Genomic DNA, 26878 nt, shown 5'->3' on the forward strand with positions numbered 1-26878 from the left:
ACATGCTCCAGCATTTTATTCAAGACGCTCTAAGTCAGTGGATGAAACAAAAAGGACCAGAAAGTGACATTGTTCTAAGCAGTCGAATCCGGCTAGCGCGCAATCTAGAGCATGTTCGTTTCCCAACTCAGTTTTCTCAAGAAGAAGCTGAAGCTGTTCTCCAGCAATTCGAGCAAAAGTTTGCTAGCCAGGAAGTGAAGGACATTGGAAACTTTGTTCTGATTCGAATGAATGAAACGCAGCCTTTAGCAAAGAGGGTACTTGTTGAAAAGCACTTGATTAGCCCAAATTTAGCTGAATCAAGATTTGGCGGCTGTTTGCTTTCTGAGAATGAAGAAATTAGTGTGATGTTGAATGAAGAAGACCATATTCGAATCCAATGCTTATTCCCAGGTTTTCAGCTAGCCAATGCACTAAAAGCGGCTAATCAGGTAGATGACTGGATTGAAGAGCAAGTGGATTATGCATTTTCTGAAAAGCGAGGATACTTAACAAGCTGTCCGACTAATGTAGGTACAGGTATTAGGGCTTCGGTCATGATGCATTTACCGGCATTAGCGCTCACGAGACAAATGAATCGTATTATTCCCGCCATTAATCAATTAGGACTTGTGGTCAGAGGAATTTATGGTGAGGGCAGCGAAGCAATAGGGAACATCTTTCAAATTTCAAATCAAATGACACTTGGTCAATCAGAAGAAGACATTGTAGATGACTTGAATAGTGTGACCGCTCAGCTCATTGAACAAGAGCGATCTGCACGAAAAGCATTATATCAAACATCTAAAATTGAACTTGAGGACAGAGTGTACCGGTCCTTAGGGATTTTGGCTAATTGTCGTATGATTGAATCAAAAGAAACAGCAAAGTGTTTGTCAGATGTGCGGCTTGGAATTGATTTAGGTATCATTAAGGGGCTTTCAAGTAATATACTGAATGAACTCATGATTTTGACCCAGCCTGGTTTCCTTCAACAATATTCAGGAGGAGCCTTGGAGCCAAATGAACGAGATATAAAACGAGCAGCGATTATTAGAGAAAGGCTGCGCTTAGAAATGCATAGGAATGGACAGGAGGATGAAACGATATGATGTTTGGAAGATTCACTGAAAGAGCTCAAAAGGTATTAGCACTTGCACAAGAAGAAGCCATTCGCCTAGGCCATAAGAATATTGGTACTGAGCACATTTTACTTGGCCTTGTACGTGAAGGGGAGGGCATCGCTGCCAAAGCGTTAGAAGCACTGGGCCTTGTTTCAGATAAAATCCAAAAAGAAGTCGAAAGCTTGATTGGAAGAGGGCAAGAGGTGTCTCAAGCTATTCCTCATTATACGCCTAGAGCGAAGAAAGTCACTGAGCTTTCAATGGATGAAGCAAGAAAGCTAGGTCATTCCTATGTAGGGACAGAACATATTCTATTAGGTCTTATTCGTGAGGGAGAGGGTGTCGCTGCCCGTGTCTTAAATAACCTCGGAGTGAGCTTAAATAAAGCACGTCAGCAAGTCCTGCAGCTGCTTGGAAGCAATGAAACAGGTGCATCTGCGGCAGGCTCTAATAGCAATGCAAATACACCAACACTTGATAGCTTGGCAAGAGATTTGACTGCTATTGCAAAAGAGGACAGCTTGGACCCAGTCATTGGCCGAAGCAAAGAAATTCAACGTGTCATTGAGGTTCTAAGTAGAAGAACAAAAAATAACCCTGTGCTGATTGGTGAGCCTGGTGTTGGTAAAACAGCCATCGCAGAAGGTCTTGCACAGCAAATTATTCATAACGAAGTGCCTGAAATCCTGCGTGATAAACGAGTGATGACACTGGATATGGGAACCGTTGTAGCTGGAACGAAATATCGTGGTGAATTCGAGGATCGTTTGAAAAAAGTCATGGACGAAATTCGTCAGGCAGGAAATATCATTCTCTTTATCGATGAGCTTCATACACTCATTGGTGCTGGTGGAGCAGAGGGTGCAATTGATGCGTCTAATATTCTAAAACCATCTTTAGCACGTGGTGAGCTTCAATGTATTGGAGCGACAACATTAGATGAGTACCGTAAATACATTGAAAAGGATGCTGCGCTTGAACGACGTTTCCAGCCAATTCAAGTAGATCAGCCTTCTGTTGATGAGAGTATTCAAATCTTAAGAGGACTTAGAGACCGGTATGAAGCACATCACCGTGTGTCTATTACAGATGAAGCGATTGAGGCGGCAGTGAAGCTGTCTGACCGTTATATCTCTGACAGATTCCTTCCAGATAAGGCGATTGATTTAATTGATGAGGCAGGTTCGAAAGTCCGTTTGCGTTCGTTCACAACACCGCCTAACCTAAAAGAACTAGAGCAAAAGCTGGATGAAGTACGCAAGGAAAAGGATGCGGCAGTTCAAAGTCAAGAATTTGAAAAAGCAGCTTCTCTTCGCGATACAGAGCAGCGTTTGCGTGAAAAAGTAGAAGTGACAAAGAAATCATGGAAAGAAAAGCAGGGACAAGAGAATTCAGAGGTATCTGTAGATGATATCGCAATGGTCGTTTCCAGCTGGACGGGAGTGCCTGTTTCAAAAATTGCTCAAACGGAGACAGATAAGCTTCTGAATATGGAACAATTACTCCACTCTCGTGTGATCGGGCAGGATGAAGCAGTTGTTGCTGTAGCGAAAGCTGTGAGACGTGCGCGTGCAGGCCTAAAAGATCCAAAACGTCCAATCGGTTCCTTTATCTTCTTAGGACCAACAGGGGTTGGTAAAACAGAGCTTGCAAGAGCACTCGCCGAGTCTATTTTCGGTGATGAAGAAGCAATGATCCGTATTGATATGTCTGAATACATGGAGAAACACTCTACATCCAGACTTGTTGGGTCACCTCCAGGATATGTCGGTTATGATGAAGGTGGACAGCTGACTGAAAAAGTGAGAAGAAAACCTTATTCTGTCGTTCTATTAGACGAGATTGAAAAGGCTCATCCAGATGTATTTAATATCTTACTGCAAGTATTAGAAGATGGTCGTCTGACGGATTCTAAAGGGCGTACCGTTGACTTTAGAAATACGATTTTGATTATGACATCAAACGTTGGAGCTAGTGAGCTGAAGCGCAATAAATACGTTGGCTTTAACGTGCAGGATGAAAGTCAAAATTACAAGGATATGAAAGGCAAAGTGATGGGCGAGTTGAAACGTGCGTTTAGACCTGAGTTTATCAACCGTATTGATGAAATCATTGTCTTCCACTCGCTTGAGAAGAAACATCTCAAAGAGATCGTGTCTCTCATGTCTGATCAATTGACAAAACGATTAAAAGAACAAGACCTTTCAATTGAATTGACGGAAGCAGCAAAAGCGAAGATTGCCGACGAAGGAGTAGATCTTGAGTACGGTGCGCGTCCGTTAAGAAGAGCGATTCAAAAGCATGTAGAAGATCGACTTTCTGAGGAGCTTCTGAAGGGCAATATTGAAAAAGGTCAACATATCGTATTAGATGTGGAAGATGGAGAAATTGTCGTAAAAGCGACGGCTGCTACGAACTAATATAGTAAGAAAAAAGTGTGAGGCATACCAGCAAGGTGTATGCCTCCCTTTACTTATTTTCTGACCAGTATAAGGAGTTGTATTCTTCAATCTATGGCTAAGACAAAATCAAAATTTATATGCCAATCGTGCGGTTATGAGTCAGCCAAATGGATGGGGAAATGTCCAGGCTGCGGCACGTGGAACAGTATGACAGAAGAGGTCGTTCGCAAAGAGCCGGCAAACCGTCGTAGTGCTTTTAATCATTCTGTTCAAACCATTCAAAAACCTTCACCTATATCTGCAATTGAAACATCCGAAGAACCCCGAATTAAAACGAATTTAGAAGAATTTAACCGAGTATTAGGAAGTGGAATTGTCAAAGGCTCTCTTGTTCTTATTGGCGGAGACCCTGGGATTGGGAAGTCCACATTATTATTACAAGTATCAGCACAGCTTTCAGATAAAAATCAGAATGTGTTGTACATATCTGGTGAGGAGTCCATTAAACAAACGAAGCTAAGAGCGGACCGCCTTGGCATTGAAAGCGCCTCTTTACATGTTTTGGCTGAAACCGATATGGAGTATATAACGTCTGCTATACAGGAGATGAAACCGGCTTTTGTTGTGGTGGATTCGATTCAAACCGTTTATCAAAGCGATATCACTTCAGCTCCCGGCTCTGTATCTCAAGTAAGAGAATGTACAGCACAGCTGATGAAAATTGCCAAGACAAATGGGATTCCTATTTTTATCGTTGGTCACGTGACCAAAGAAGGCTCGATCGCAGGTCCACGCCTTTTAGAGCATATGGTGGACACGGTTCTTTATTTTGAAGGTGAACGTCATCATACATTTCGTATCTTACGGGCGGTCAAAAACCGATTTGGTTCAACGAATGAATTGGGGATTTTTGAAATGAGAGAGGAAGGACTCACGGAAGTATTAAACCCATCAGAAATCTTTTTAGAAGAGCGGTCGGCAGGTGTATCTGGTTCGTGTGTTGTTGCCTCAATGGAAGGAACAAGACCCGTACTTGTCGAGATACAGGCATTAATTTCCCCGACAAGCTTTGGGAATCCGCGAAGAATGGCCACTGGCCTTGATCATAATCGAGTATCGCTGCTCATGGCAGTTTTAGAAAAACGCGTGGGGCTGCTCTTGCAAAACCAAGATGCGTATTTAAAGGTCGCAGGCGGTGTGAAGCTTGACGAACCGGCGATTGACTTAGCTATTGCCGTCAGTATTGCATCAAGCTTTAAAGACGCAGCGCCGCATCAAGCGGATTGCTTTATAGGAGAGGTCGGTCTGACGGGAGAAGTCAGAAGAGTATCAAGAATTGAACAGCGAGTGCAGGAAGCTGCGAAACTAGGATTTAAGCGAATGTTTATTCCTCAGGCGAATATAGACGGATGGAAAAAGCCGAGAGGGATTGAGTTAGTTGGTGTAGAAAATGTAGCGGAGGCACTTCGAATTTCACTAGGGGGATCATAGAAATGGAAAAAGAGAAAAAAGGAGCGAGAGAACTCGATCTCTTAGATATTGTACAGTTTGTGGCACCAGGAACACCTCTGCGGGCAGGGATTGAAAACGTCTTGCGAGCCAATACTGGCGGGCTCATTGTTGTTGGTTATAATGACAAAGTAAAGAGTGTGGTAGATGGAGGATTTCACATTAATTCTGCCTTCTCTCCAGCACATTTATATGAATTGGCGAAGATGGACGGGGCGATTATTCTTAGCGATTCTGGTCAAAAAATCTTGTATGCGAATACACAGCTGATGCCAGATGCCACCATCCATTCATCGGAAACAGGCATGAGGCACCGGACGGCTGAACGTGTAGCGAAGCAGACAGGCTGCTTAATCATTGCCATTTCTGAACGGAGGAACGTCATTACCTTATACCAAGGGAATCGTCGTTATACGCTGAAAGATATTGGTTTTATTTTAACAAAGGCGAATCAAGCCATTCAAACACTTGAGAAATATAAAACCATTTTAGATCACGCCATTTCTGCGTTAAGCGCCCTAGAATTTGAAGAGCTTGTGACCTTTGGTGATGTATTATCCGTGCTGCACCGCTACGAAATGGTTCTTAGAATCAAAAATGAAATCAATATGTATATCAAAGAGCTTGGAACAGAGGGACACTTGATCCGTCTGCAGGTCAATGAGCTGATTACAGATATGGAGCAGGAAGCGGCTTTATTTATTAAAGATTACGTGAAAGAAAAGATCAAAGATCCGTATGTGCTGCTTAAACAACTTCAAGATATGTCGAGCTTTGAGCTTTTAGATGATTCCATTCTGTACAAGTTACTTGGATATCCAGCTTCTACAAATATTGACGAATATGTGTACACAAGAGGATACAGGTTGCTCCATAAAATCCCTAGATTGCCAATGCCGATCGTTGAAAATGTGGTTGAAGCATTCGGTGTGCTAGATCGAATTATGGAAGCCGATGTACAAGAATTGGATGAAGTAGAAGGAATTGGAGAAGTAAGAGCGAAAAAGATAAAAAAAGGATTAAAAAGGTTACAAGAAAAACATTATATCGACCGTCAGCTTTAAGAAGAGAAATTTTTCTCTATTACGGTTAAAAATGGATGAATATGGGTATATTAATGATGGTTTTGTTTTCTGTTGCTCATGATAGGAAACTTAAACATATATCAATGTCAGATGAAGGTGGATTGACAGATGAAAAATAAAGGAGGTGAAGGTATGTTAAAAAGAATCGTTCAGGCGTTTTTTATCATTTTTGGTGCAGTTGTGGGGATTTTTATCATTCCAGAGTTATTTCTGCTTTTAAATGTAAAGGACATACCTTTCATAACAAATGCTTACTCTTCAGCACTAATAGGAGCCGCTGTATTCTTGATCATCGGCAAATGGTGCACAGGTTATGTGGTAAATTGGGTGAAATGGATCGAGGATTCTCTATTGAAGGCGCCTCTTCCTGATCTTATATCTGGAAGTTTCGGATTAGTATTTGGACTTATTCTAGCATATCTTATTGTAAACGTGATCCCGCTAAACAATATCCCATATCATATTTTTGGTACCATTATTCCGATTTTCCTGGCTTTCTTTTTAGGATACCTTGGGTTTCAGGTAGGCTTTAAGAAGAAGGATGAAATGATGGGGCTGTTCTCCCGGTCTGCAAAGGTCAGCAAGAAAAAAGGAGCAGCTGATGACGAACCTGAAATAGAAGATAAAAAGCTGAAAATTTTAGACACAAGTGTTATCATTGATGGAAGAATCGCAGATATTTGCCAAACTGGATTCTTAGAAGGCGTCATGGTTATTCCTCAATTTGTACTCGAGGAATTACAGCATATTGCAGACTCCTCAGATGTATTAAAGAGAAATAGAGGCCGAAGAGGTCTTGATATTTTAAATCGTATTCAAAAAGAGTTGGATATTAAAGTTGAAATTTACGAAGGTGACTTCGAAGACATTCAAGAGGTTGATAGCAAGCTTGTGAAGCTCGCGAAATTAACTTCAGGTGTTGTTGTGACCAATGATTTTAATTTAAATAAAGTATGCGAACTTCAAAAAGTAGCAGTGTTAAACATCAATGATCTAGCCAATGCAGTTAAACCGGTTGTACTGCCTGGGGAAGAAATGAAGGTACAGGTCATCAAAGATGGGAAAGAGCATAACCAAGGTGTTGCTTACTTAGATGACGGTACGATGATTGTGGTCGAAGAAGGACGCAATTACATTGGAAAAGACATCGATGTACTCGTCACTAGTGTGCTGCAGACTGCTGCTGGAAGAATGATTTTTGCGAAGCCAAAACTTCTGGAGAAGGCGCTCTAAAGGGAGAACGAACATGTATTATGAAGTAGTTATTCCGGCTGCGGGGCAGGGGAAACGAATGAAGGCCGGCCGCAATAAGCTTTTTATCGAGCTGAAAAGAATGCCGGTCATCATTCATACATTAAAGGTGTTTGACGCTCATTCACAATGCAAACGCATGATCCTAGCGATCAATGAGGAGGAGCGTCAAGACTTTGAAAGGCTACTCAAGGTACACGCTTTTCAAACGCCTGTTTCACTTGTCACTGGCGGTGAAGAACGTCAGCAAAGTGTATACGAAGGATTAAAGGCTGTGAAAGATGCAGACATCGTGCTTGTTCATGATGGGGCAAGGCCTTTTATTAAGCATACACAGATTGACTTGCTCGTTAAAGCAGCGATTGAAAAAGGCTCCGCAGTTGTAGCGGTACCAGTGAAAGACACAATCAAACGCGTTCAAGAAGGCAAAGTGGAACAAACCATTGAACGTCAGAGCTTGTGGGCGGTCCAGACCCCACAAGCTTTTCGTCATTCTATTTTAAAAGAGGCGCATGAATATGCGGAGCGGACAGGCTTCCTTGGAACAGACGACGCCAGCCTTGTTGAACAATTACATGGCGAGAATGTGTATATTGTCCAAGGCGACTATACCAATATTAAGCTGACAACACCGGATGATTTATTGGTTGCCAAGGCAATTATGGATGCGGAAAGAGGGTACTAGATCATGTTGAGAATAGGACAAGGCTTTGATGTACATCAATTAACAGAGGGAAGACCTCTAATTATCGGCGGGGTCACCATCCCTTATGAAAAGGGACTGCTAGGGCATTCAGACGCTGACGTACTGCTTCACACAGTGGCAGATGCATGTCTAGGTGCGATTGCTGAGGGAGATATCGGCAGACATTTCCCGGACACTGACCCTGAGTTTAAGGATGCAGATTCTTTTAAATTATTGCAGCATGTGTGGGCACTTGTGAAAGAAAAAGGCTACACACTTGTGAATATTGATTGCACCATTATGGCGCAAAAACCAAAAATGGCACCTTACATTCAACCAATGTGTGAGAAAATTGCAGAAGCACTTGAGGCAGATGTCACACAGGTGAACGTCAAAGCAACAACGACAGAGAAACTCGGATTTACAGGAAGAGGCGAAGGAATTGCCTCTCAGGCAACAGTGCTTCTTCAGAAAAAGTAAAATCCATTTTGATGAGAATGGGTTTTGATGATAAAATACGTTTATAAAAAATTGGTGTCAGACAACATGATGCAGATGAAAGGAAGTTAAACTCATGGGAAATGAAGTGCGTGTTCGTTATGCACCGAGTCCAACTGGTCATTTACATATTGGGAATGCTAGAACGGCTCTTTTCAACTATTTGTTCGCACGCAGCCAAGGCGGCAAATTTATTATTCGAATCGAGGATACGGATCAAAAGCGTAATGTAGAAGGCGGGGAGGAAAGCCAGCTTCGCCACTTGCAATGGCTCGGTATTGATTGGGATGAGAGCATTGATAAAGATGGCGGTTACGGTCCTTACAGACAATCAGAGCGAAATGATATTTACAAAAAATATTATGACGAGCTGTTAGAGAAGGACTTGGCGTATAAGTGCTATTGTACGGCTGAAGAGCTAGAGGCAGAGCGTGAAGCACAAATCGCCCGCAGTGAAATGCCTCGATATTCTGGTAAATGCAGTCATTTATCAAAAGAAGAAGAGGACAAGCTAATTGCTGAAGGAAGAGAGCCAAGCATCCGCTTCCGAGTGCCAAAAGGAGAAATCATCAAATTTGACGACATGGTTAAAGGCGATATTTCGTTTGAAACAGACGGCATCGGTGACTTTGTTATTGTGAAGAAAGATGGCACGCCAACTTATAACTTTGCCGTAGCTGTGGATGATCATTTGATGAAAATGACTCACGTTCTTCGCGGAGAGGATCATATTTCAAATACGCCTAAACAAATTATGGTTTTTAATGCATTTGGCTGGGATGTTCCGCTATTCGGACATATGACGTTGATTGTGAACGAAAACCGCAAGAAATTAAGTAAACGTGATGAATCAATTATTCAATTCATCGAGCAATATAAGAATTTAGGCTATTTACCTGAAGCCCTGTTTAACTTCATTGCATTACTTGGATGGTCTCCAGTAGGCGAAGAAGAACTGTTTACAAAAGAGCAATTCATCGACATTTTCGATGTGAATCGACTTTCTAAGTCACCAGCTCTATTTGATATGCATAAACTAAAATGGGTGAACAACCAATACGTGAAAGCACTTGATCTTGATCAGGTTGTGGCACTAACACTTCCGCATCTTCAAAAAGCAGGCAAGGTAAGTGAGCAGCTGACAGAAGAAGAAAACACGTGGGTACGCAAGCTTATTTCTCTGTATCACGAACAATTAAGCTACGGAGCAGAAATTGTTGAGTTAACAGAGTTGTTCTTTAAGGAGCAAATTGAGTATAATCAAGAGGCAAAGGAAGTTCTAGCAGAGGAGCAAGTACCAGAAGTCATGGCATCTTTTGCAGGTCAGCTTGAAGAGCTTGAGTCTTTCACACCTGATGAAATCAAGGCTGCCATTAAAGCGGTACAAAAAGAAACAGGGCATAAAGGCAAGAAACTATTCATGCCGATTCGTGTGGCTGTCACAGGACAAACGCATGGCCCAGAACTTCCGCAAAGTATTGAATTACTAGGTAAAGAAACGGTATTAAACCGCATTAAACAAATATAAGGAAATCGTTGCGAGGGAGAAGTACAATGTACTCGTCCATCACAGAAAGAGTCTCCACCGGCTGAAAGAGACTTATGGGCAGACGTTGGAAATGCACCCTCAAGACCCTTGAGGAACACGTACGTTAGTATGCAAGGGCGGTACCCTCCGTTATGGGATTAAGTTGAGAAGGCTGAAAGATAAGTGGCTTTCTAAACAGAGTGGAACCGCGTTTTCAAAACGTCTCTGTCATTTGGCAGAGGCGTTTTTTATTTGTCCAAAAAAAGAGAGCAAGTCCTAAGAGAGATTGATGGGGAAGAACGGGGGGAGCATGTGTTTTTCAAAATGCTGAAAGAAGATATTGATACTGTGTTTGATCAAGATCCTGCTGCTAGAAGCTATATTGAAGTAGTGCTAACCTATTCAGGGCTTCATGCGATTTGGGCTCACCGTATTGCGCACGCATTTTATAAGCGGAAGCTGTATTTTATTGCGCGAATCATTTCTCAGGTCAGCCGTTTTTTCACAGGGGTAGAAATTCACCCGGCGGCAACCATTGGCAGGCGGTTCTTCATTGATCACGGCATGGGCGTTGTGATCGGGGAAACATGTGAAATTGGAGACAACGTCACTGTTTTCCAAGGCGTGACATTAGGGGGAACAGGGAAAGAAAAGGGAAAGCGGCATCCGACCATTTTAGACGATGCCCTTATTGCGACAGGTGCCAAGGTGCTTGGTTCCATTACAGTTGGAAAAGGAGCCAAGATTGGAGCGGGGTCGGTCGTGTTAAAGGACGTACCCGACCATTCCACCGTTGTTGGTATACCTGGGCGAGTCGTCGTTCAAAATGGAAAGAAAATCAATCGTGATCTCAATCATCAAGATTTGCCAGATCCAATTTCCGATCGTTTTAAAGAATTGGAACGAGAAATGGAAAAGCTAAAAGGTGAGCTGGCTTCATTGAGCAGAAAGGAAGAACAATCATGACAATCAATATTTATAATACATTGACACGCAAGAAGGAAGAATTTGTCCCGCTTGAGCCAGGAAAGGTCAAGATGTATGTGTGCGGACCAACCGTTTATAACTACATTCATATCGGGAATGCTAGACCTGCTATTGTTTATGACACTGTACGTAAGTATTTAGAATACAGCGGTTACGATGTGAACTTTGTATCAAACTTTACAGATGTAGATGATAAACTCATCAAGGCAGCCAATGAACTCGGAGAAGATGTGCCGACAATTGCTGACCGGTTTATCCAAGCCTACTTTAAAGACGTCAGTGCACTAGGCTGCAAAAAAGCAGACCTTCACCCGCGAGTAACGGAAAACATGGATGATATCATTGCGTTTATTGCGACATTGATTGAAAAAGGCTACGCCTATGAAGCAGATGGCGACGTGTATTACAGCACACGCTCATTTGAAGGCTATGGAAAGCTTTCTCATCAATCGATTGATGAGCTGAAGACAGGTGCCCGTATTCGTGTAGGTGAAAAGAAACGAGATGCACTGGACTTTGCCCTGTGGAAGGCTGCAAAGGATCAGGAAATCTCTTGGGATAGCCCATGGGGCGAAGGACGCCCAGGCTGGCACATCGAATGCTCGGCAATGGTCAAAAAATATTTAGGTGATACGATCGACATTCATGCTGGCGGACAGGATCTAACATTCCCACACCATGAGAATGAAATTGCCCAATCTGAGGCTTTGACAGGGAAGCCTTTTGCGAAGTATTGGATGCATAACGGGTATATTAATATTGATAATGAAAAAATGTCAAAATCACTTGGCAACTTTGTGCTGGTGCATGACATTGTGAAAGAACAAGATCCTGATGTGCTCCGCTTCTTTATGTTGTCGGTTCACTATCGTCACCCAATTAACTACTCAATGGATTTATTAGAAAGTACAAAGAGTGCATTTAACCGACTCAAAACATCGTATGCGAATTTACACCATCGCCTTGAGAGCAGCACGAATATCACGGAAGACAATGCTGAATGGCTGGCAAAAATTGAAGAACAGCGTGCGACATTTATTTCTGAAATGAATGATGACTTCAATACAGCAAATGCGATCTCTGTTTTATTCGAATTAGCGAAACAGGCGAATTATTATATGGAAAATGATCATACTTCGGAGGAAGTGATCAAGGCATTTATCGGCTTGTTCCAAGAAATTACGTCTGTTCTTGGCTTCTCATTAGAAGAAAAGCACACGCTTGACGAAGAGGTAGAAGCGTTAATTGAAAAACGTAATGAAGCTAGAAGAAATCGTGATTTTGCCCTATCTGATCAAATTCGTGACCAATTAAAGAACATGAATATTGTGTTGGAGGACACTCCTCAAGGTACTCGCTGGAAAAGAGGAGAATAGGCAATGTTGAATTTTGAAAAGCTGAAAGACGGTAAACAGCTGAACGGACTTGCGCTAGCTTATATGGGTGATGCCATTTTTGAAGTATATGTGAGGCATCACCTCCTCCAAACGGGGGCGACAAAACCAAATGAGCTGCACAAACGAGCAAGCAAAATTGTTTCAGCTAAATCACAGGCTGCTATTTTATTTACGCTTCAGCAGCAAGGCTTTTTCACTGAAGCAGAAGAAGCGGTGCTGAAAAGAGGAAGAAACGCAAAATCAGGCACAGTGCCTAAAAACACAGACGTTCAAACGTATCGTTATAGTACAGCGTTTGAAGCGCTCATGGGTTATTTATTTATCGAAAAGCAGGACGAACGCTTAGAAGAGCTGATTGGTCAGGCGATTGAAATCGGAACGTCAGGGAGGAAGACAAATGAGTCAGCAACATGATTATGTCATTGGGAAAAATGCAGTGATTGAGACACTGAAGTCAGATCGGGAGTTATACAAGCTCTGGATGGCAGAAAACACTGTAAAAGGACAAGCCCAGCAGGTCATTGAACTCGCTAAAAAGCAAAATATCACCATTCAGTATGTTCCGAGGAAAAAGCTTGATCAAATGGTGACAGGTCAGCACCAGGGAATCGTTGCACAAGTAGCAGCATATGAATATGCAGAATTGGACGATCTGTATCAAATCGCTGAAAAGCGGAATGAGCAGCCATTCTTTCTGATCTTAGATGAAATTGAAGATCCGCATAATTTAGGATCGATTATGCGTACGGCAGATGCTGTAGGGGCACACGGGATTGTCATTCCAAAAAGGAGAGCGGTCGGTCTAACAACAACAGTTGCTAAGGCATCCACTGGAGCAATTGAGCATATTCCTGTTGCAAAAGTGACCAATCTTTCAAGAGCCCTTGATGAAATGAAAGAAAGAGGAATCTGGGTTGCGGGAACAGATGCGTCTGCTAAACAGGATTACAGACAATTTGATGGTACAATGCCGCTGGCTCTTGTGATTGGCAGTGAAGGAAAAGGAATTGGCCGATTGATTAAGGAAAAGTGTGATTTTCTGATTAAACTGCCTATGGCCGGGAAGGTTACTTCTTTAAATGCATCAGTTGCCGCTGGTCTATTGATGTATGAAGTGTATCGAAAACGTTATCCGTTAGGAGAATAGAGATGGATATCCTCTTAGTCGATGGATACAACATGATAGGTGCATGGCCTCAGCTGCAGCACTTAAAGGAAAACAGCTTTGAAGAAGCCAGAGACGTGCTGATTCAACATTTAGCAGAATATCAAGCATACACAGGGTATCGAGTCATTGTCGTATTCGATGCCCATATGGTCAAAGGAATTGAAAAGAAGCGGACCAATCACCGAGTAGAGGTCATCTTTACGAGAGAGAATGAAACGGCGGATGAGCGGATTGAAAAGCTGGCGCAGGATTTGAATAATATTCGGACGCAAATTCATGTGGCAACCTCAGATTTTACGGAACAATGGGCTATTTTTGGACAAGGAGCTCTTCGGAAGTCGGCTCGTGAGCTTTTAAGAGAGATTGAAGTGATAGAACGAAAGATTGAAACGAGAGTCAAAAAGATTACTTCTGATAAACCAGCATCTAAGATTGAATTGTCAGAAGATGTATTGAAAACGTTTGAAAAATGGCGGCGCGGGAATCTGGAATAGCTTGACGATATTTCAACCATTAATGTATAATATTTCTATCTAGGTGCGGTCGGGGGGATCGAAGTGAATCTAAACAACAGCAAGGGTAAGTCCATCAGAGAGCAATTTTGCCAGTTGGAAGATGAACAAGTCATTGAAAGGGTTCATGTCGGAGATAGTGATGCGCTAGATTATTTAATAACGAAATACCGCAATTTTGTACGTGCGAAAGCAAGATCTTATTTCTTGATAGGAGCGGATCGAGAGGACATTGTCCAAGAGGGAATGATCGGACTTTATAAGTCTATCCGCGATTTCAGAGAGGACAAGCTTACTTCATTTAAGGCTTTTGCAGAATTATGTATTACCCGCCAAATTATCACCGCAATTAAAACAGCTACTCGCCAAAAACATATCCCGTTAAATTCCTATGTATCATTAGACAAGCCGATCTACGATGAAGAATCGGACAGAACATTATTGGATGTCATTTCCGGTGCTAAAGCGCTTAACCCAGAAGACTTAATCATTAGCAAAGAAGAATTTGATGATATCGAAATGAAGATGGGTGAACTGCTTAGCGAGCTGGAAAGAAAGGTACTTGTGCTTTATCTTGATGGCAGATCCTATCAAGAGATTTCTGAAGATTTAAACCGTCATGTGAAATCAATTGATAACGCACTCCAAAGAGTAAAGAGAAAATTAGAGAAATATTTAGAGCTTCGCGAGATTAGTCTCTAATCAAACCTATATTGACAGCTTTTTCGACACTGTGATAAGGTACTAATGAAATGATGTCGAGAAAATAGGTGTAAATATGAGGAAAAAGATTACTCTAGCCTGTAAAGACTGCGGAAGCCGCAATTATACGACAATGAAAAGTGTTGCTTCAGCAGCTGAAAGATTAGAAGTTAAGAAATATTGCAAGACTTGTAATTCACATAAAACACATTTAGAAACGAAGTAAGATTTGCGTTCTTTATTCTGTGGAGGTCTTTTACATGCGTATTATCAGTTTCTTAAAAAGTGTCGGAAAAGAAATGAAAAAGGTCAGCTGGCCAAAGAAGAACGAAATGGTCCGCTACACAATCACTGTTATTTTAACAGTCGTATTCTTTGCCATCTTTTTCTCTTTTCTTGATATAGGAATCTCACAATTAATCGAATTAATTCATTAATACTTGAATAATGGTCTGCTGAACGTGCTATAATAGATCATAATATGACTTGCCAAAAAACCCGTTTTACGGGTTTTTTCAATTGCTTGAAAATATTTACCGGTACTCGAGATTCGTCAAATAGACATTATGAAATGTGGGGAGGGAAGGACTAAATAGTCCTGAACGAAAATGGAAAAGAATTGGTATGTTGTGCATACGTACTCTGGCTATGAAAATAAAGTAAAAGCGAACTTGGAAAAGCGTGTTGAATCAATGGGCATGCAGGATAAAATCTTCCGCGTCGTCGTACCAGAAGAAGAAGAAACAGATATTAAAAATGGTAAGAAAAAAGTCGTCAAAAAGAAAGTATTCCCTGGCTATGTCCTAGTGGAAATCGTGATGACTGACGACTCTTGGTATGTTGTTCGTAATACACCGGGTGTCACTGGATTCGTTGGATCAGCAGGATCAGGCTCAAAGCCAACTGCGCTGCTCCCAGGCGAAGCTGAAACCATTCTGAAGAGAATGGGTCTTGAAGAACGCAAAACAGAAATCGACTTTGAGCTCAAAGAAACAGTTAAGGTTATCGATGGACCGTTTGCTAACTTCACTGGCTCTATTGAAGAAATTGATTACGATAAAAGCAAAGTCAAAGTATTCGTTAATATGTTTGGTAGAGAAACACCTGTTGAACTTGAGTTCACGCAGATCGATAAATTGTAATTCAAAAGAGCTTGAAATGAGTGTATAGAAGTGGTAATATAGCAAAGGTACGTCTTGAGTTCACTCAAGATCGCTAGCTAGTTATTTCGTCATTCATATAAAGAATGAAGTTGTTGAGTGGGAGGGGGATTCCCCTATTACCACATCACGGACTTTAAGGAGGTGTGTCTCGTGGCTAAAAAAGTAGTTAAAGTTGTTAAATTGCAAATTCCTGCTGGAAAAGCTAACCCAGCTCCACCAGTTGGACCTGCACTAGGTCAAGCCGGTGTTAATATCATGGGATTCTGTAAGGAGTTTAACGCTCGTACAGCTGACCAAGCTGGTCTTATCATTCCTGTTGAAATTTCGGTTTTTGAAGACCGTTCATTTACATTTATTACTAAAACTCCACCTGCTGCAGTTTTACTTAAAAAAGCAGCTGGTATTGAGTCTGGTTCTGGTGAACCTAACCGTAATAAAGTGGCAACTGTTAAGCGTGATAAAGTACGCGAAATCGCGGAAACAAAAATGCCTGACTTAAACGCTGCTAGCGTTGAATCAGCTATGCGCATGGTTGAAGGTACTGCACGCAGTATGGGTATTGTCATCGAAGATTAATTTTTTGTCTTGTTGGGTTGCGAGTTTGGTTTTGACAAGTTCGCAACCCTTATTCGTGGGAGGTTATTCCGCTAAAACCACATAAGGAGGATTTTTATAATGGCTAAAAAAGGTAAAAAGTATGTAGAAGCTGCTAAGCTGATCGAACGTACTAAAGCGTATGATGTAGCTGAAGCTGTTTCTCTTACAAAAAAAGCAAATACAGCGAAATTTGATGCGACTGTAGAAGTTGCTTTTCGTTTGGGCGTAGACCCTCGTAAAAACGATCAACAAATCCGCGGTGCAGTTGTACTTCCTAACGGAACTGGTAAAACTCAACGCGTTCTTGTGTTCGCTAAAGGCGAAAAAGCAAAAGAAGCAGAAGCTGCTGGAGCAGACTACGTTGGAGATTCTGATTACATCACTAAAATCCAACAAGGTTGGTTCGAATTCGATGTAATCGTTGCGACACCTGACATGATGGGTGAAGTTGGTAAGATCGGTCGTGTACTTGGACCAAAAGGTCTTATGCCAAACCCTAAAACAGGAACTGTAACGTTCGAAGTTGAAAAAGCAATCAATGAAATCAAAGCTGGTAAAGTAGAATACCGCGTTGATAAAGCTGGTAACATCCACGCGCCAATCGGAAAGGTTTCTTTCGAGGACGAAAAGCTTGTTGAGAACTTTGCAACAATCTATGACACAATCCTTAAAGCAAAACCTGCAGCGGCTAAAGGTGTATACGTGAAAAACGTTTCTGTTACATCTACTATGGGCCCTGGCGTGAAAGTGGATCCATCTTCTTTCTCTGCAAAATAATTCTTGACTTATGACAACCATTTTGATAATATCAAAATGTTGTAAAATAGAATAATGTCCATTTATACCGTAGACAGCAGGGGCCTTATGGCTTAATTAACCCGCCGAGGTGTATATGTCACAGTCTTACGTTAACGTATGCTTGTATATACAGCCTCCATGTCTTAATGGAGGCTTTTTATATGGAGAACCGTTCGTTAGGAACGTGATGGCCTGATCGGTATAAGTGTTACACAAAGAATGTACAGGAGGTGTAACCATGAGCAATGCAATCGATACTAAAAAAGTTGTCGTTGATGAAATTACTTCTAAATTTAAAGATAGTATGTCTACTGTCATTGTAGATTACCGCGGTCTTTCAGTTTCTGAAGTGACTGAACTTCGTAAACAGCTTCGTGAAGCTGGCGTAGAATTCAAAGTTTACAAAAACACTTTGACTCGCCGTGCAGTTGAACAAGTTGAACTAACGGGTTTAAACGATTTCTTAACAGGTCCAAACGCTATCGCATTCAGTAACGAAGATGTTATCGCACCTGCGAAAATCATCAACGAATTTGCGAAAAGCCACGAAGCTTTAGAAATCAAAGCTGGTGTCATCGAAGGAAACGTAGCGACTGTAGAAGAAGTGAAGGCTCTTGCGGAACTTCCGTCTCGCGAAGGCTTACTTTCTATGTTGCTTAGCGTTCTTCAAGCTCCAGTTCGTAATCTTGCTCTTGCTACTAAAGCAGTTGCAGATCAAAAAGAAGAACAAGGCGCTTAATGCGTACTTTACGTTTACGTAAAAAAACTTAAAATGGAGGAATTACAAATGGCTTTAAATATCGAAGAAATCATTGCTTCAGTTAAAGAAGCAACTGTACTTGAGTTAAACGACTTAGTAAAAGCAATCGAAGAAGAATTTGGCGTAACTGCTGCTGCTCCTGTAGCTGTAGCTGCTGGTGGCGGTGCTGCTGCTGAAGAAAAAACTGATTTTGATCTAGTACTTGCTGGTGCTGGAGACCAAAAAATCAAAGTTATCAAAGTGGTTCGTGAAATCACTGGTCTTGGCTTGAAAGAAGCTAAAGAACTTGTTGACAACACTCCAAAACCACTTAAAGAAGGTATTGCTAAAGAAGAAGCTGAAGAACTTAAAGCTAAGCTTGAAGAAGTTGGCGCTTCTGTAGAAGTTAAGTAATCTTCGCCTAATCTTTTGGGAAAGCTCGCTTTTACTGGCGGGCTTTTTCTTTTCTAATCTCCTGAAACGATTGAATCCAGAGGAGGTCCATTCACCATGAGTGACCACTATTATACGGAAAAGCCATCAGTGAAAAGCAATAAACAGACATGGGACTTCACCTTGAGAAACCGTACCTTTACTTTTACAAGTGACAGTGGAGTGTTTTCTAAGAAAGAAGTCGACTTTGGTTCAAGGCTTTTAATTGAAGCTTTCGAAGAACCTGACTTGGATGGCGATGTCTTAGATGTCGGTTGCGGTTATGGACCGATCGGCTTATCGTTAGCAAACGAAATGACTAGCCGTACCATTCATATGATTGATGTGAACGAAAGAGCAGTCGAACTTTCAAAGGAAAACGCTAAACATAATCGCATTGATAATGTTCGCATCTATCAAAGTGATTTGTTCTCGAATGTTCATTCCTCAGCTGCTTTTGCCTCTATACTGACCAATCCCCCAATACGGGCAGGGAAGAAAGTTGTACATGCGATCTTTGAAAAAAGTGCTGATCATTTATTGCCGGAAGGTGAGTTGTGGGTGGTTATTCAGAAAAAGCAAGGTGGACCATCTGCGATTGAAAAATTAGAGCAGCTCTTTGGAGAAGTCGAGGTTGTATTGAAAAAAAAGGGCTACTATATAATCAAAGCTAAAAAAGTTTGACGCAGTTTCCTAGCTGTGTTAACATTATAAAATGCCAATGTGTATATTTTGCTTGATAGGCTTAAAAAACAACTATTTTGTATAAATTATGCATACTTGGGAAAACTAATAAAATCGGTATTTGTTTTTGGATGTGGTTTTCTTATTTTAGAAACCCTTTTTTCTTTTGTCTTGTAAAAGTATTTCTTTACTGACATTTGAAAGACAGAAATACTTTTTACACATATAATACGCATGATTTGAGGGGTGAATCAGTTGACAGGTCAACTAGTTCAGTATGGACGACACCGCCAGCGCAGAAGCTACGCACGCATAAGCGAAGTGTTAGAATTACCAAATCTCATTGAAATTCAAACCTCTTCTTATCAGTGGTTTCTTGATGAGGGTCTTAGAGAGATGTTTCAAGATATATCCCCAATTGAGGATTTTACTGGTAACCTTTCTCTTGAATTCATTGATTACAGCCTAGGGGATCCTAAGTATCCTGTAGCAGAATCAAAAGAACGTGATGTAACTTACTCTGCTCCACTAAGAGTAAAAGTTCGTTTAATTAACAAAGAAACTGGAGAAGTAAAAGACCAAGACGTGTTCATGGGTGATTTCCCAATCATGACAGACACAGGTACTTTTATCATTAATGGTGCGGAACGTGTAATCGTTTCTCAGTTAGTGCGTTCTCCAAGTGTATATTTCAGTGGTAAAGTAGACAAAAACGGTAAAAAAGGTTTTACTGCGACTGTCATTCCAAACCGTGGCGCATGGTTAGAATACGAAACTGATGCGAAGGATGTAGTCTATGTACGCATCGATCGCACACGTAAGTTGCCGGTTACGGTTCTTTTGCGTGCTCTCGGCTTCAGCTCTGATCAAGAGATTCTTGACCTCATTGGCGAGAATGAATACTTACGCAACACGCTGGAAAAAGACAATACAGAGAATGCGGATAAAGCACTTCTCGAAATCTACGAGCGCCTCCGCCCTGGAGAGCCGCCAACTGTTGAAAATGCGAAAAGCTTGCTAGACTCTCGCTTCTTCGATCCGAAGAGATATGACCTAGCAAATGTTGGACGCTACAAGATTAATAAGAAGCTTCATATTAAAAATAGACTGTTCAATCAAAAATTGGCTGAAACGTTAGTTGACCCTGAAACAGGTGAAATTCTAGCAGAAAAAGGTCAAATTTTAGACAGAAGAGTTCTTGATAAAGTTCTTCCATACTTAGAAAACGGCATCGGATTTAGAAAGCTTTATCCTAATGGTGGCGTAGTAGAAGATGAAGTAGAACTTCAATCTATTAAGATTTATGCACCGTCTGATCAAGAAGGCGAGCAAGTGATTAACGTGATTGGAAATGCATATGTAGAGGAAGCTGTGAAAAACATCACGCCTTCTGACATCATTGCATCAATCAGTTACTTCTTCAACCTTCTTCATGGTGTAGGTGACACAGATGATATCGACCACCTTGGTAACCGTCGTCTGCGTTCCGTAGGTGAACTTCTGCAAAACCAATTCCGTATTGGTTTAAGCAGAATGGAGCGTGTTGTTCGTGAAAGAATGTCAATTCAAGACACAAACACAATCACACCTCAGCAGCTGATCAACATTCGTCCTGTGATCGCTTCTATCAAAGAGTTCTTTGGTAGTTCTCAGCTATCTCAGTTCATGGATCAAACAAACCCGCTTGCTGAATTGACGCACAAACGTCGTCTGTCAGCGCTTGGACCGGGTGGTTTGACACGTGAGCGTGCAGGAATGGAAGTTCGTGACGTTCACTACTCTCACTATGGACGTATGTGTCCGATTGAAACACCAGAGGGTCCAAACATTGGTTTGATCAACTCTCTATCTTCATTCGCAAAAGTGAATCGCTTCGGATTTATCGAAACACCTTACCGCCGGGTTGATCCTGAAACTGGTAAAGTGACACCGAGAATCGATTACTTAACTGCTGATGAAGAGGATAACTACGTAGTAGCACAAGCGAACGCTATATTAGGTGAAGATGGTTCGTTTATTGATGATAATATCATTGCTCGTTTCAGAGGGGAAAACACCGTTGTTCCTCGAAACCGCGTTGACTACATGGACGTTTCGCCAAAGCAGGTTGTTTCTGCAGCGACAGCATGTATCCCATTCTTAGAAAACGATGACTCTAACCGTGCTCTAATGGGAGCGAACATGCAGCGTCAGGCTGTGCCTTTGATGCAGCCAGAATCACCGATTGTTGGTACAGGTATGGAGTACGTATCAGGTAAAGACTCTGGTGCTGCTGTCATCTGCCGTTACCCAGGTGTTGTAGAACGCGTAGAAGCAAAAAATATTTGGGTTCGCCGTTATGAAGACGTTGACGGACAACAAGTCAAAGGAAACCTAGACAAATACAGCTTGCTGAAATTTGTCCGCTCTAACCAAGGGACTTGCTACAACCAGCGTCCTATCGTAAGTGTTGGAGATGAAGTCGTTAAAGGAGAAATCCTTGCAGACGGACCTTCTATGGAAAAAGGTGAATTGGCTCTAGGACGTAACGTCATGGTCGGCTTCATGACTTGGGACGGTTACAACTACGAGGATGCGATCATCATGAGTGAGCGCCTTGTAAAAGATGACGTCTACACGTCTATTCATATTGAAGAATATGAATCAGAAGCTCGTGATACAAAGCTTGGACCAGAAGAAATCACTCGTGATATTCCAAACGTTGGGGAAGATGCTTTACGCAACCTTGACGAGCGCGGAATCATCCGTATTGGTGCAGAAGTAAAAGACGGAGACCTTCTTGTAGGAAAAGTAACGCCTAAAGGTGTAACTGAACTAACAGCTGAAGAACGTCTATTACATGCAATTTTCGGTGAAAAGGCTCGTGAAGTGCGTGATACGTCTCTACGTGTTCCACACGGCGGCGGCGGAATTATCCACGATGTAAAAGTCTTTAACCGTGAAGATGGAGATGAATTACCTCCAGGTGTAAACCAGTTAGTCCGCGTATACATCGTTCAGAAGCGTAAGATTTCTGAAGGTGACAAAATGGCCGGACGACATGGTAACAAAGGGGTTATCTCTAAAATCCTTCCAGAAGAAGATATGCCGTATCTTCCAGACGGAACACCGATCGATATCATGTTGAACCCTCTAGGGGTACCATCTCGTATGAACATCGGTCAGGTACTTGAGCTTCATATGGGTATGGCTGCACGTTACCTTGGCATCCACATTGCGTCACCAGTATTTGATGGTGCGCGCGAGGAAGATGTTTGGGAAACGCTTGAAGAAGCAGGTATGTCTCGTGATGCGAAAACAGTCCTTTATGACGGTCGAACTGGTGAACCATTCGACAACCGTGTATCTGTCGGAATCATGTACATGATCAAACTGGCTCACATGGTTGACGATAAACTTCACGCTCGTTCAACTGGACCATACTCACTTGTTACGCAGCAGCCACTTGGCGGTAAAGCACAGTTTGGTGGTCAGCGTTTCGGAGAGATGGAAGTATGGGCACTTGAAGCTTACGGTGCAGCATATACACTTCAAGAGATCTTAACAGTTAAATCGGATGACGTTGTGGGTCGTGTGAAAACATACGAAGCCATCGTCAAAGGGGATAACGTACCTGAACCAGGTGTCCCTGAATCATTCAAAGTGTTAATCAAAGAACTTCAAAGTTTAGGTATGGATGTGAAAATCCTATCTGGCGATGAAGAAGAGATAGAAATGAGAGATTTAGAAGACGATGAGGAAACGAAGAAAGCAGACGGATTAGCGTTATCTAATGACGAAGATGCTGCAGACCTCGCACCTGTCGATCTTGAACGTGACGCAGTCACAAAAGAATAGCAGAAACGATTAGAGCAAGTGACTAGGGTATAACCCGAAGATTAAAAGGGAGGTAGGCCCCTTGCTAGATGTGAACAATTTTGAGTATATGAACATCGGTCTCGCATCACCTGATAAAATCCGTTCTTGGTCTTTTGGTGAAGTGAAAAAGCCTGAAACGATTAACTATCGTACACTGAAACCTGAAAAAGATGGTCTCTTTTGTGAACGTATCTTCGGACCACAAAAAGACTGGGAATGTCATTGTGGGAAGTATAAACGCGTTCGGTATAAGGGTGTTGTATGTGACCGTTGTGGTGTAGAAGTAACACGGGCAAAAGTCCGTCGTGAGAGAATGGGGCATATCGAACTGGCTGCCCCAGTTTCCCACATTTGGTATTTCAAAGGTATCCCAAGCCGTATGGGTCTTGTTCTTGATATGTCACCACGTGCGTTAGAAGAAGTGATCTACTTCGCTTCTTACGTCGTGACAGATCCGGGCAACACACCGCTGGAGAAGAAACAACTTCTTTCTGAGAAAGAATTCCGTGCTTATTTAGATAAATACGGTAATACATTCCAAGCAGCTATGGGTGCAGAAGCAATCAACAAACTTCTTCAAGATATCGATCTTGTAAAAGAAGTAGATACACTGAAAGAAGAGCTGAAAACTGCTCAAGGACAGCGTCGTACACGTGCGATCAAACGCCTTGAAGTATTAGAAGCCTTCCGTAACTCAGGAAACAAACCATCTTGGATGATTCTTGATGTACTTCCGGTGATTCCGCCAGAATTACGTCCAATGGTTCAGCTTGATGGTGGACGTTTTGCTACTTCTGACTTGAACGACCTTTATCGTCGTGTCATCAACCGTAACAATCGTCTGAAGCGTTTATTAGATCTTGGCGCGCCAAGCATCATCGTTCAGAACGAGAAGCGTATGCTTCAAGAAGCTGTCGATGCCTTGATTGATAATGGACGTAGAGGCCGACCAGTAACAGGACCAGGAAATAGACCATTGAAATCTCTTTCTCACATGCTGAAAGGGAAACAAGGACGTTTCCGTCAAAACTTGCTTGGTAAACGTGTTGACTATTCTGGACGTTCCGTTATCGTCGTAGGACCACATTTGAAAATGTATCAGTGTGGACTTCCGAAAGAAATGGCTCTTGAATTATTCAAACCATTCGTGATGAAGGAGCTTGTTGAAAAAGGATTAGCTCACAACATCAAGAGTGCGAAGCGTAAAATTGAGCGCGTGCAGCCAGAAGTATGGGATGTTTTAGAATCAGTTATTCGTGAGCATCCAGTCTTACTAAACCGCGCACCGACTCTTCACAGACTTGGTATTCAAGCGTTTGAACCTACACTTGTGGAAGGACGCGCAATTCGTCTGCATCCACTTGTATGTACAGCCTACAACGCTGACTTTGACGGTGACCAAATGGCGGTTCACGTACCATTATCTGCTGAAGCTCAAGCTGAAGCTCGTATCTTAATGCTTGCTGCTCAAAACATTTTGAACCCGAAAGATGGAAAACCAGTTGTTACGCCATCTCAGGATATGGTGCTTGGTAACTACTACCTTACACTTGAGCGCAAAGGTGCTATCGGAGAAGGTATGGTCTTCAAAGATACTGACGAAGCCCTTCTTGCTTATCAAAATGGTTATGTGCATCTTCATACACGTGTAGCTGTTGCAGCTAGCTCGTTGAAGAATGTGACATTCACTGATGAACAGCGTTCTAAATTGTTGATTACAACAGTTGGAAAACTGATCTTTAACGAAATCTTACCGGAATCATTCCCATACATGAATGAGCCGACAAAGAGCAATATTGAAGAAAAAACGCCTGATCGTTTCTTCCTTGAAAAAGGTGAGGATGTAAAAGCTGCGATCGAGAAACAAGAAATCAATGCACCGTTCAAAAAAGGTATTTTAGGTAAAATCATTGCAGAAATCTTTAAGAGATTCCATATCACTGAGACATCTAAAATGCTTGACCGCATGAAAAATCTTGGTTTCAGATACTCTACTAAAGCCGGTATTACGGTTGGTGTGTCTGATATCGTCGTATTAGATGATAAGCAGCAAATTCTTGAAGAAGCACAAGCAAAAGTAGATAACGTCATGAAGCAATTCAGACGTGGTTTGATTACTGAAGAAGAACGTTATGAGAGAGTGATTTCAATCTGGAGTTCTTCTAAAGATGTCATCCAAGGTAAACTGATGAAGTCCCTTGATGAAGTCAACCCAATCTACATGATGAGTGACTCTGGGGCGCGTGGTAACGCATCTAACTTCACTCAGCTGGCTGGTATGCGTGGTCTGATGGCCAACCCGGCTGGACGTATCATTGAACTTCCGATTAAATCTAGTTTCCGTGAAGGTTTAACTGTATTGGAATACTTTATTTCCACTCACGGTGCGCGTAAAGGTCTTGCCGATACAGCCCTTAAAACAGCTGACTCAGGTTACCTCACGCGTCGTCTCGTTGACGTTGCACAGGATGTCATCATCCGTGAAACAGATTGCGGAACAGACCGTGGAATCTTGGCGAAGTCCATTAAAGAAGGAAATGAAATTATTGAGAAGCTTGAAGAACGTCTGATCGGACGTTTTGCAAGAAAACCAATTGTTCATCCTGAAACAGGCGAAGTCATTGTAGCCGAAAACGAACTAATTGATGAAGATAAAGCACTTGAAGTAGTTGAAGCAGGAATTGAGGAAGTATGGATCCGTTCTGCATTTACATGTAACACGCCTCATGGTGTATGTAAACGATGCTACGGCCGTAACCTTGCAACTGGTACTGACGTTGAAGTCGGTGAAGCAGTTGGAATCATCGCTGCACAATCAATCGGTGAGCCAGGAACTCAGCTTACAATGCGTACGTTCCACACCGGTGGGGTAGCAGGAGACGATATCACTCAAGGTTTACCTCGTATCCAAGAGCTGTTTGAAGCGCGTAATCCGAAAGGGCAAGCGACAATTTCTGAAATTGACGGTGTCGTTGCGGAAATTAACGATGTTCGTGACAAGCAGCAGGAAATTGTGGTTCAAGGCGAAGTTGAAACTCGCTCTTACACAGCTCCTTACAATGCACGTCTAAAAGTTGTTGAAGGTGACAAAGTCACTCGTGGTCAAGTGCTTACAGAAGGTTCGATCGATCCGAAAGAACTTCTTAAAGTGACTGACATGACAGCTGTTCAAGAATATCTGCTTCATGAAGTACAAAAAGTATACCGTATGCAAGGGGTAGAAATCGGAGATAAGCACGTAGAGGTAATGGTTCGCCAAATGCTTCGCAAAGTGCGTGTCGCTGATGCAGGGGATACAGACGTATTACCAGGCACACTTCTTGATGTACATCAATTCACTGAAGCAAATAAAAAAGTACTATTCGAAGGCAAACGTCCTGCAACAGGCCGTCCAGTTCTTCTTGGTATTACAAAAGCTTCGCTTGAAACAGACTCATTCTTGTCTGCGGCATCCTTCCAAGAAACGACTCGTGTCCTAACAGATGCGGCGATCAAAGGAAAACGTGATGAACTGCTTGGCTTGAAAGAGAATGTTATCATTGGTAAACTTGTTCCTGCTGGAACGGGAATGCCAAACTACCGTAAAGTTAAGCCGGTTTCGCAAGTGCAGCCGTCTGACGACATGGTTCCTGTAGAGTAATCTTTCTCGTGAGATTCCTATAAAATCATCAAAAAATGGTGAAGGATGTCAAGATAATCTGTTATACGATATTGACATCCTTCTGCCATGATGATAATATAACCAAGGTGCTCAAAATAAAACCTGTTACTTTGGAGGAT

The 26878-nt window shown here is 42.1% G+C and carries 24 protein-coding genes and 2 other annotated features; all 24 genes read left to right on the plus strand.

Annotated elements, in window-relative coordinates:
- Positions 1-2: 2 nt before the first annotated feature.
- The 24 genes from MHI46_RS00580 (at position 3) to rpoC (ending at position 26738) form a co-directional block, all read left to right on the plus strand.
- Complete coding sequence (locus tag MHI46_RS00580) at positions 3-1091, plus strand: protein arginine kinase (RefSeq protein WP_260775131.1); 1089 nt, start codon at positions 3-5, stop codon at positions 1089-1091.
- Entirely contained in the window at positions 1088-3523 is a 2436-nt protein-coding gene (gene clpC, locus MHI46_RS00585) for an ATP-dependent protease ATP-binding subunit ClpC (RefSeq protein WP_007496263.1), read from the plus strand. The genes MHI46_RS00580 and clpC overlap by 4 nt, the downstream gene beginning before the upstream one ends.
- Positions 3524-3616: 93 nt before the next feature.
- A complete protein-coding gene (radA, locus tag MHI46_RS00590) occupies positions 3617-4996 on the plus strand; it encodes a DNA repair protein RadA (protein WP_025092231.1) in 1380 nt (459 codons plus the stop codon).
- A 2-nt stretch (positions 4997-4998) separates the two neighbouring features.
- Entirely contained in the window at positions 4999-6078 is a 1080-nt protein-coding gene (disA, locus tag MHI46_RS00595) for a DNA integrity scanning diadenylate cyclase DisA (RefSeq protein ID WP_024425581.1), read from the plus strand.
- 153 nt (positions 6079-6231) lie between these two features.
- Positions 6232-7332 carry a PIN/TRAM domain-containing protein gene (locus MHI46_RS00600; protein ID WP_047203808.1) on the plus strand — a complete coding sequence of 367 codons (1101 nt, stop codon included), beginning with the start codon at positions 6232-6234 and terminating at the stop codon, positions 7330-7332.
- 13 nt (positions 7333-7345) lie between these two features.
- Positions 7346-8035: a 2-C-methyl-D-erythritol 4-phosphate cytidylyltransferase gene (gene ispD / locus MHI46_RS00605; RefSeq protein ID WP_034665643.1), complete on the plus strand. Its 690-nt coding sequence runs from the start codon at positions 7346-7348 to the stop codon at positions 8033-8035.
- A gap of 3 nt (positions 8036-8038) precedes the next feature.
- Entirely contained in the window at positions 8039-8515 is a 477-nt protein-coding gene (gene ispF, locus MHI46_RS00610) for a 2-C-methyl-D-erythritol 2,4-cyclodiphosphate synthase (RefSeq protein ID WP_003216928.1), read from the plus strand.
- Between the two features lie 94 nt (positions 8516-8609).
- Entirely contained in the window at positions 8610-10061 is a 1452-nt protein-coding gene (gene gltX / locus MHI46_RS00615; protein ID WP_260775141.1) for a glutamate--tRNA ligase, read from the plus strand.
- Positions 10061-10291 (plus strand) — a binding site (T-box leader). (Overlaps the previous gene by 1 nt.)
- An 82-nt stretch (positions 10292-10373) precedes the next feature.
- Positions 10374-11027 (plus strand): serine O-acetyltransferase, encoded by a 654-nt coding sequence (cysE, locus tag MHI46_RS00620; RefSeq protein WP_034283914.1) that lies wholly within the window; start codon positions 10374-10376, stop codon positions 11025-11027.
- Positions 11024-12424, plus strand: a complete 1401-nt coding sequence (gene cysS, locus MHI46_RS00625) for a cysteine--tRNA ligase (RefSeq protein WP_260775143.1) — start codon at positions 11024-11026, stop codon at positions 12422-12424. Before cysE ends, cysS begins: the two co-directional genes overlap by 4 nt.
- A 3-nt stretch (positions 12425-12427) precedes the next feature.
- A complete protein-coding gene (locus tag MHI46_RS00630) occupies positions 12428-12859 on the plus strand; it encodes a Mini-ribonuclease 3 (protein WP_024425587.1) in 432 nt (143 codons plus the stop codon).
- A complete protein-coding gene (gene rlmB, locus MHI46_RS00635) occupies positions 12843-13592 on the plus strand; it encodes a 23S rRNA (guanosine(2251)-2'-O)-methyltransferase RlmB (RefSeq protein ID WP_024425588.1) in 750 nt (249 codons plus the stop codon). Before MHI46_RS00630 ends, rlmB begins: the two co-directional genes overlap by 17 nt.
- Positions 13593-13594: 2 nt before the next feature.
- A complete protein-coding gene (gene rae1, locus MHI46_RS00640) occupies positions 13595-14107 on the plus strand; it encodes a ribosome-dependent mRNA decay endonuclease Rae1/YacP (RefSeq protein ID WP_024425589.1) in 513 nt (170 codons plus the stop codon).
- Between the two features lie 63 nt (positions 14108-14170).
- The gene (sigH, locus tag MHI46_RS00645) at positions 14171-14827 is read left to right on the plus strand and encodes an RNA polymerase sporulation sigma factor SigH (protein ID WP_008345424.1); all 657 of its coding nucleotides are present in this window, start codon (positions 14171-14173) and stop codon (positions 14825-14827) included.
- A 76-nt stretch (positions 14828-14903) separates the two neighbouring features.
- Positions 14904-15053, plus strand: coding sequence for a 50S ribosomal protein L33 (gene rpmG, locus MHI46_RS00650; protein ID WP_008356502.1), 150 nt, complete (start codon positions 14904-14906; stop codon positions 15051-15053).
- Positions 15054-15087: 34 nt separating this feature from the next.
- Complete coding sequence (secE, locus tag MHI46_RS00655) at positions 15088-15264, plus strand: preprotein translocase subunit SecE (RefSeq protein WP_008345422.1); 177 nt, start codon at positions 15088-15090, stop codon at positions 15262-15264.
- Between the two features lie 171 nt (positions 15265-15435).
- Positions 15436-15969 (plus strand): transcription termination/antitermination protein NusG, encoded by a 534-nt coding sequence (nusG, locus tag MHI46_RS00660; RefSeq protein ID WP_003217197.1) that lies wholly within the window; start codon positions 15436-15438, stop codon positions 15967-15969.
- A 171-nt stretch (positions 15970-16140) separates the two neighbouring features.
- Positions 16141-16566, plus strand: a complete 426-nt coding sequence (rplK, locus tag MHI46_RS00665; RefSeq protein ID WP_003216956.1) for a 50S ribosomal protein L11 — start codon at positions 16141-16143, stop codon at positions 16564-16566.
- Between the two features lie 99 nt (positions 16567-16665).
- The gene (gene rplA, locus MHI46_RS00670) at positions 16666-17364 is read left to right on the plus strand and encodes a 50S ribosomal protein L1 (protein WP_007496292.1); all 699 of its coding nucleotides are present in this window, start codon (positions 16666-16668) and stop codon (positions 17362-17364) included.
- Positions 17365-17413: 49 nt separating this feature from the next.
- Positions 17414-17554: a sequence feature (ribosomal protein L10 leader region), on the plus strand.
- 69 nt (positions 17555-17623) lie between these two features.
- Positions 17624-18124 carry a 50S ribosomal protein L10 gene (gene rplJ, locus MHI46_RS00675; RefSeq protein WP_024425590.1) on the plus strand — a complete coding sequence of 167 codons (501 nt, stop codon included), beginning with the start codon at positions 17624-17626 and terminating at the stop codon, positions 18122-18124.
- 48 nt (positions 18125-18172) lie between these two features.
- Positions 18173-18538, plus strand: a complete 366-nt coding sequence (gene rplL, locus MHI46_RS00680; RefSeq protein ID WP_008345418.1) for a 50S ribosomal protein L7/L12 — start codon at positions 18173-18175, stop codon at positions 18536-18538.
- A gap of 96 nt (positions 18539-18634) precedes the next feature.
- The gene (locus MHI46_RS00685; RefSeq protein WP_024425591.1) at positions 18635-19240 is read left to right on the plus strand and encodes a class I SAM-dependent methyltransferase; all 606 of its coding nucleotides are present in this window, start codon (positions 18635-18637) and stop codon (positions 19238-19240) included.
- 255 nt (positions 19241-19495) lie between these two features.
- Complete coding sequence (rpoB, locus tag MHI46_RS00690; RefSeq protein WP_003217223.1) at positions 19496-23077, plus strand: DNA-directed RNA polymerase subunit beta; 3582 nt, start codon at positions 19496-19498, stop codon at positions 23075-23077.
- 61 nt (positions 23078-23138) lie between these two features.
- Complete coding sequence (rpoC, locus tag MHI46_RS00695) at positions 23139-26738, plus strand: DNA-directed RNA polymerase subunit beta' (protein ID WP_039175975.1); 3600 nt, start codon at positions 23139-23141, stop codon at positions 26736-26738.
- The last annotated feature ends 140 nt before the right edge of the window (positions 26739-26878 follow it).

This window comes from Bacillus sp. FSL K6-1000 (assembly GCF_038630785.1).
Lineage (GTDB): Bacteria > Bacillota > Bacilli > Bacillales > Bacillaceae > Bacillus > Bacillus safensis.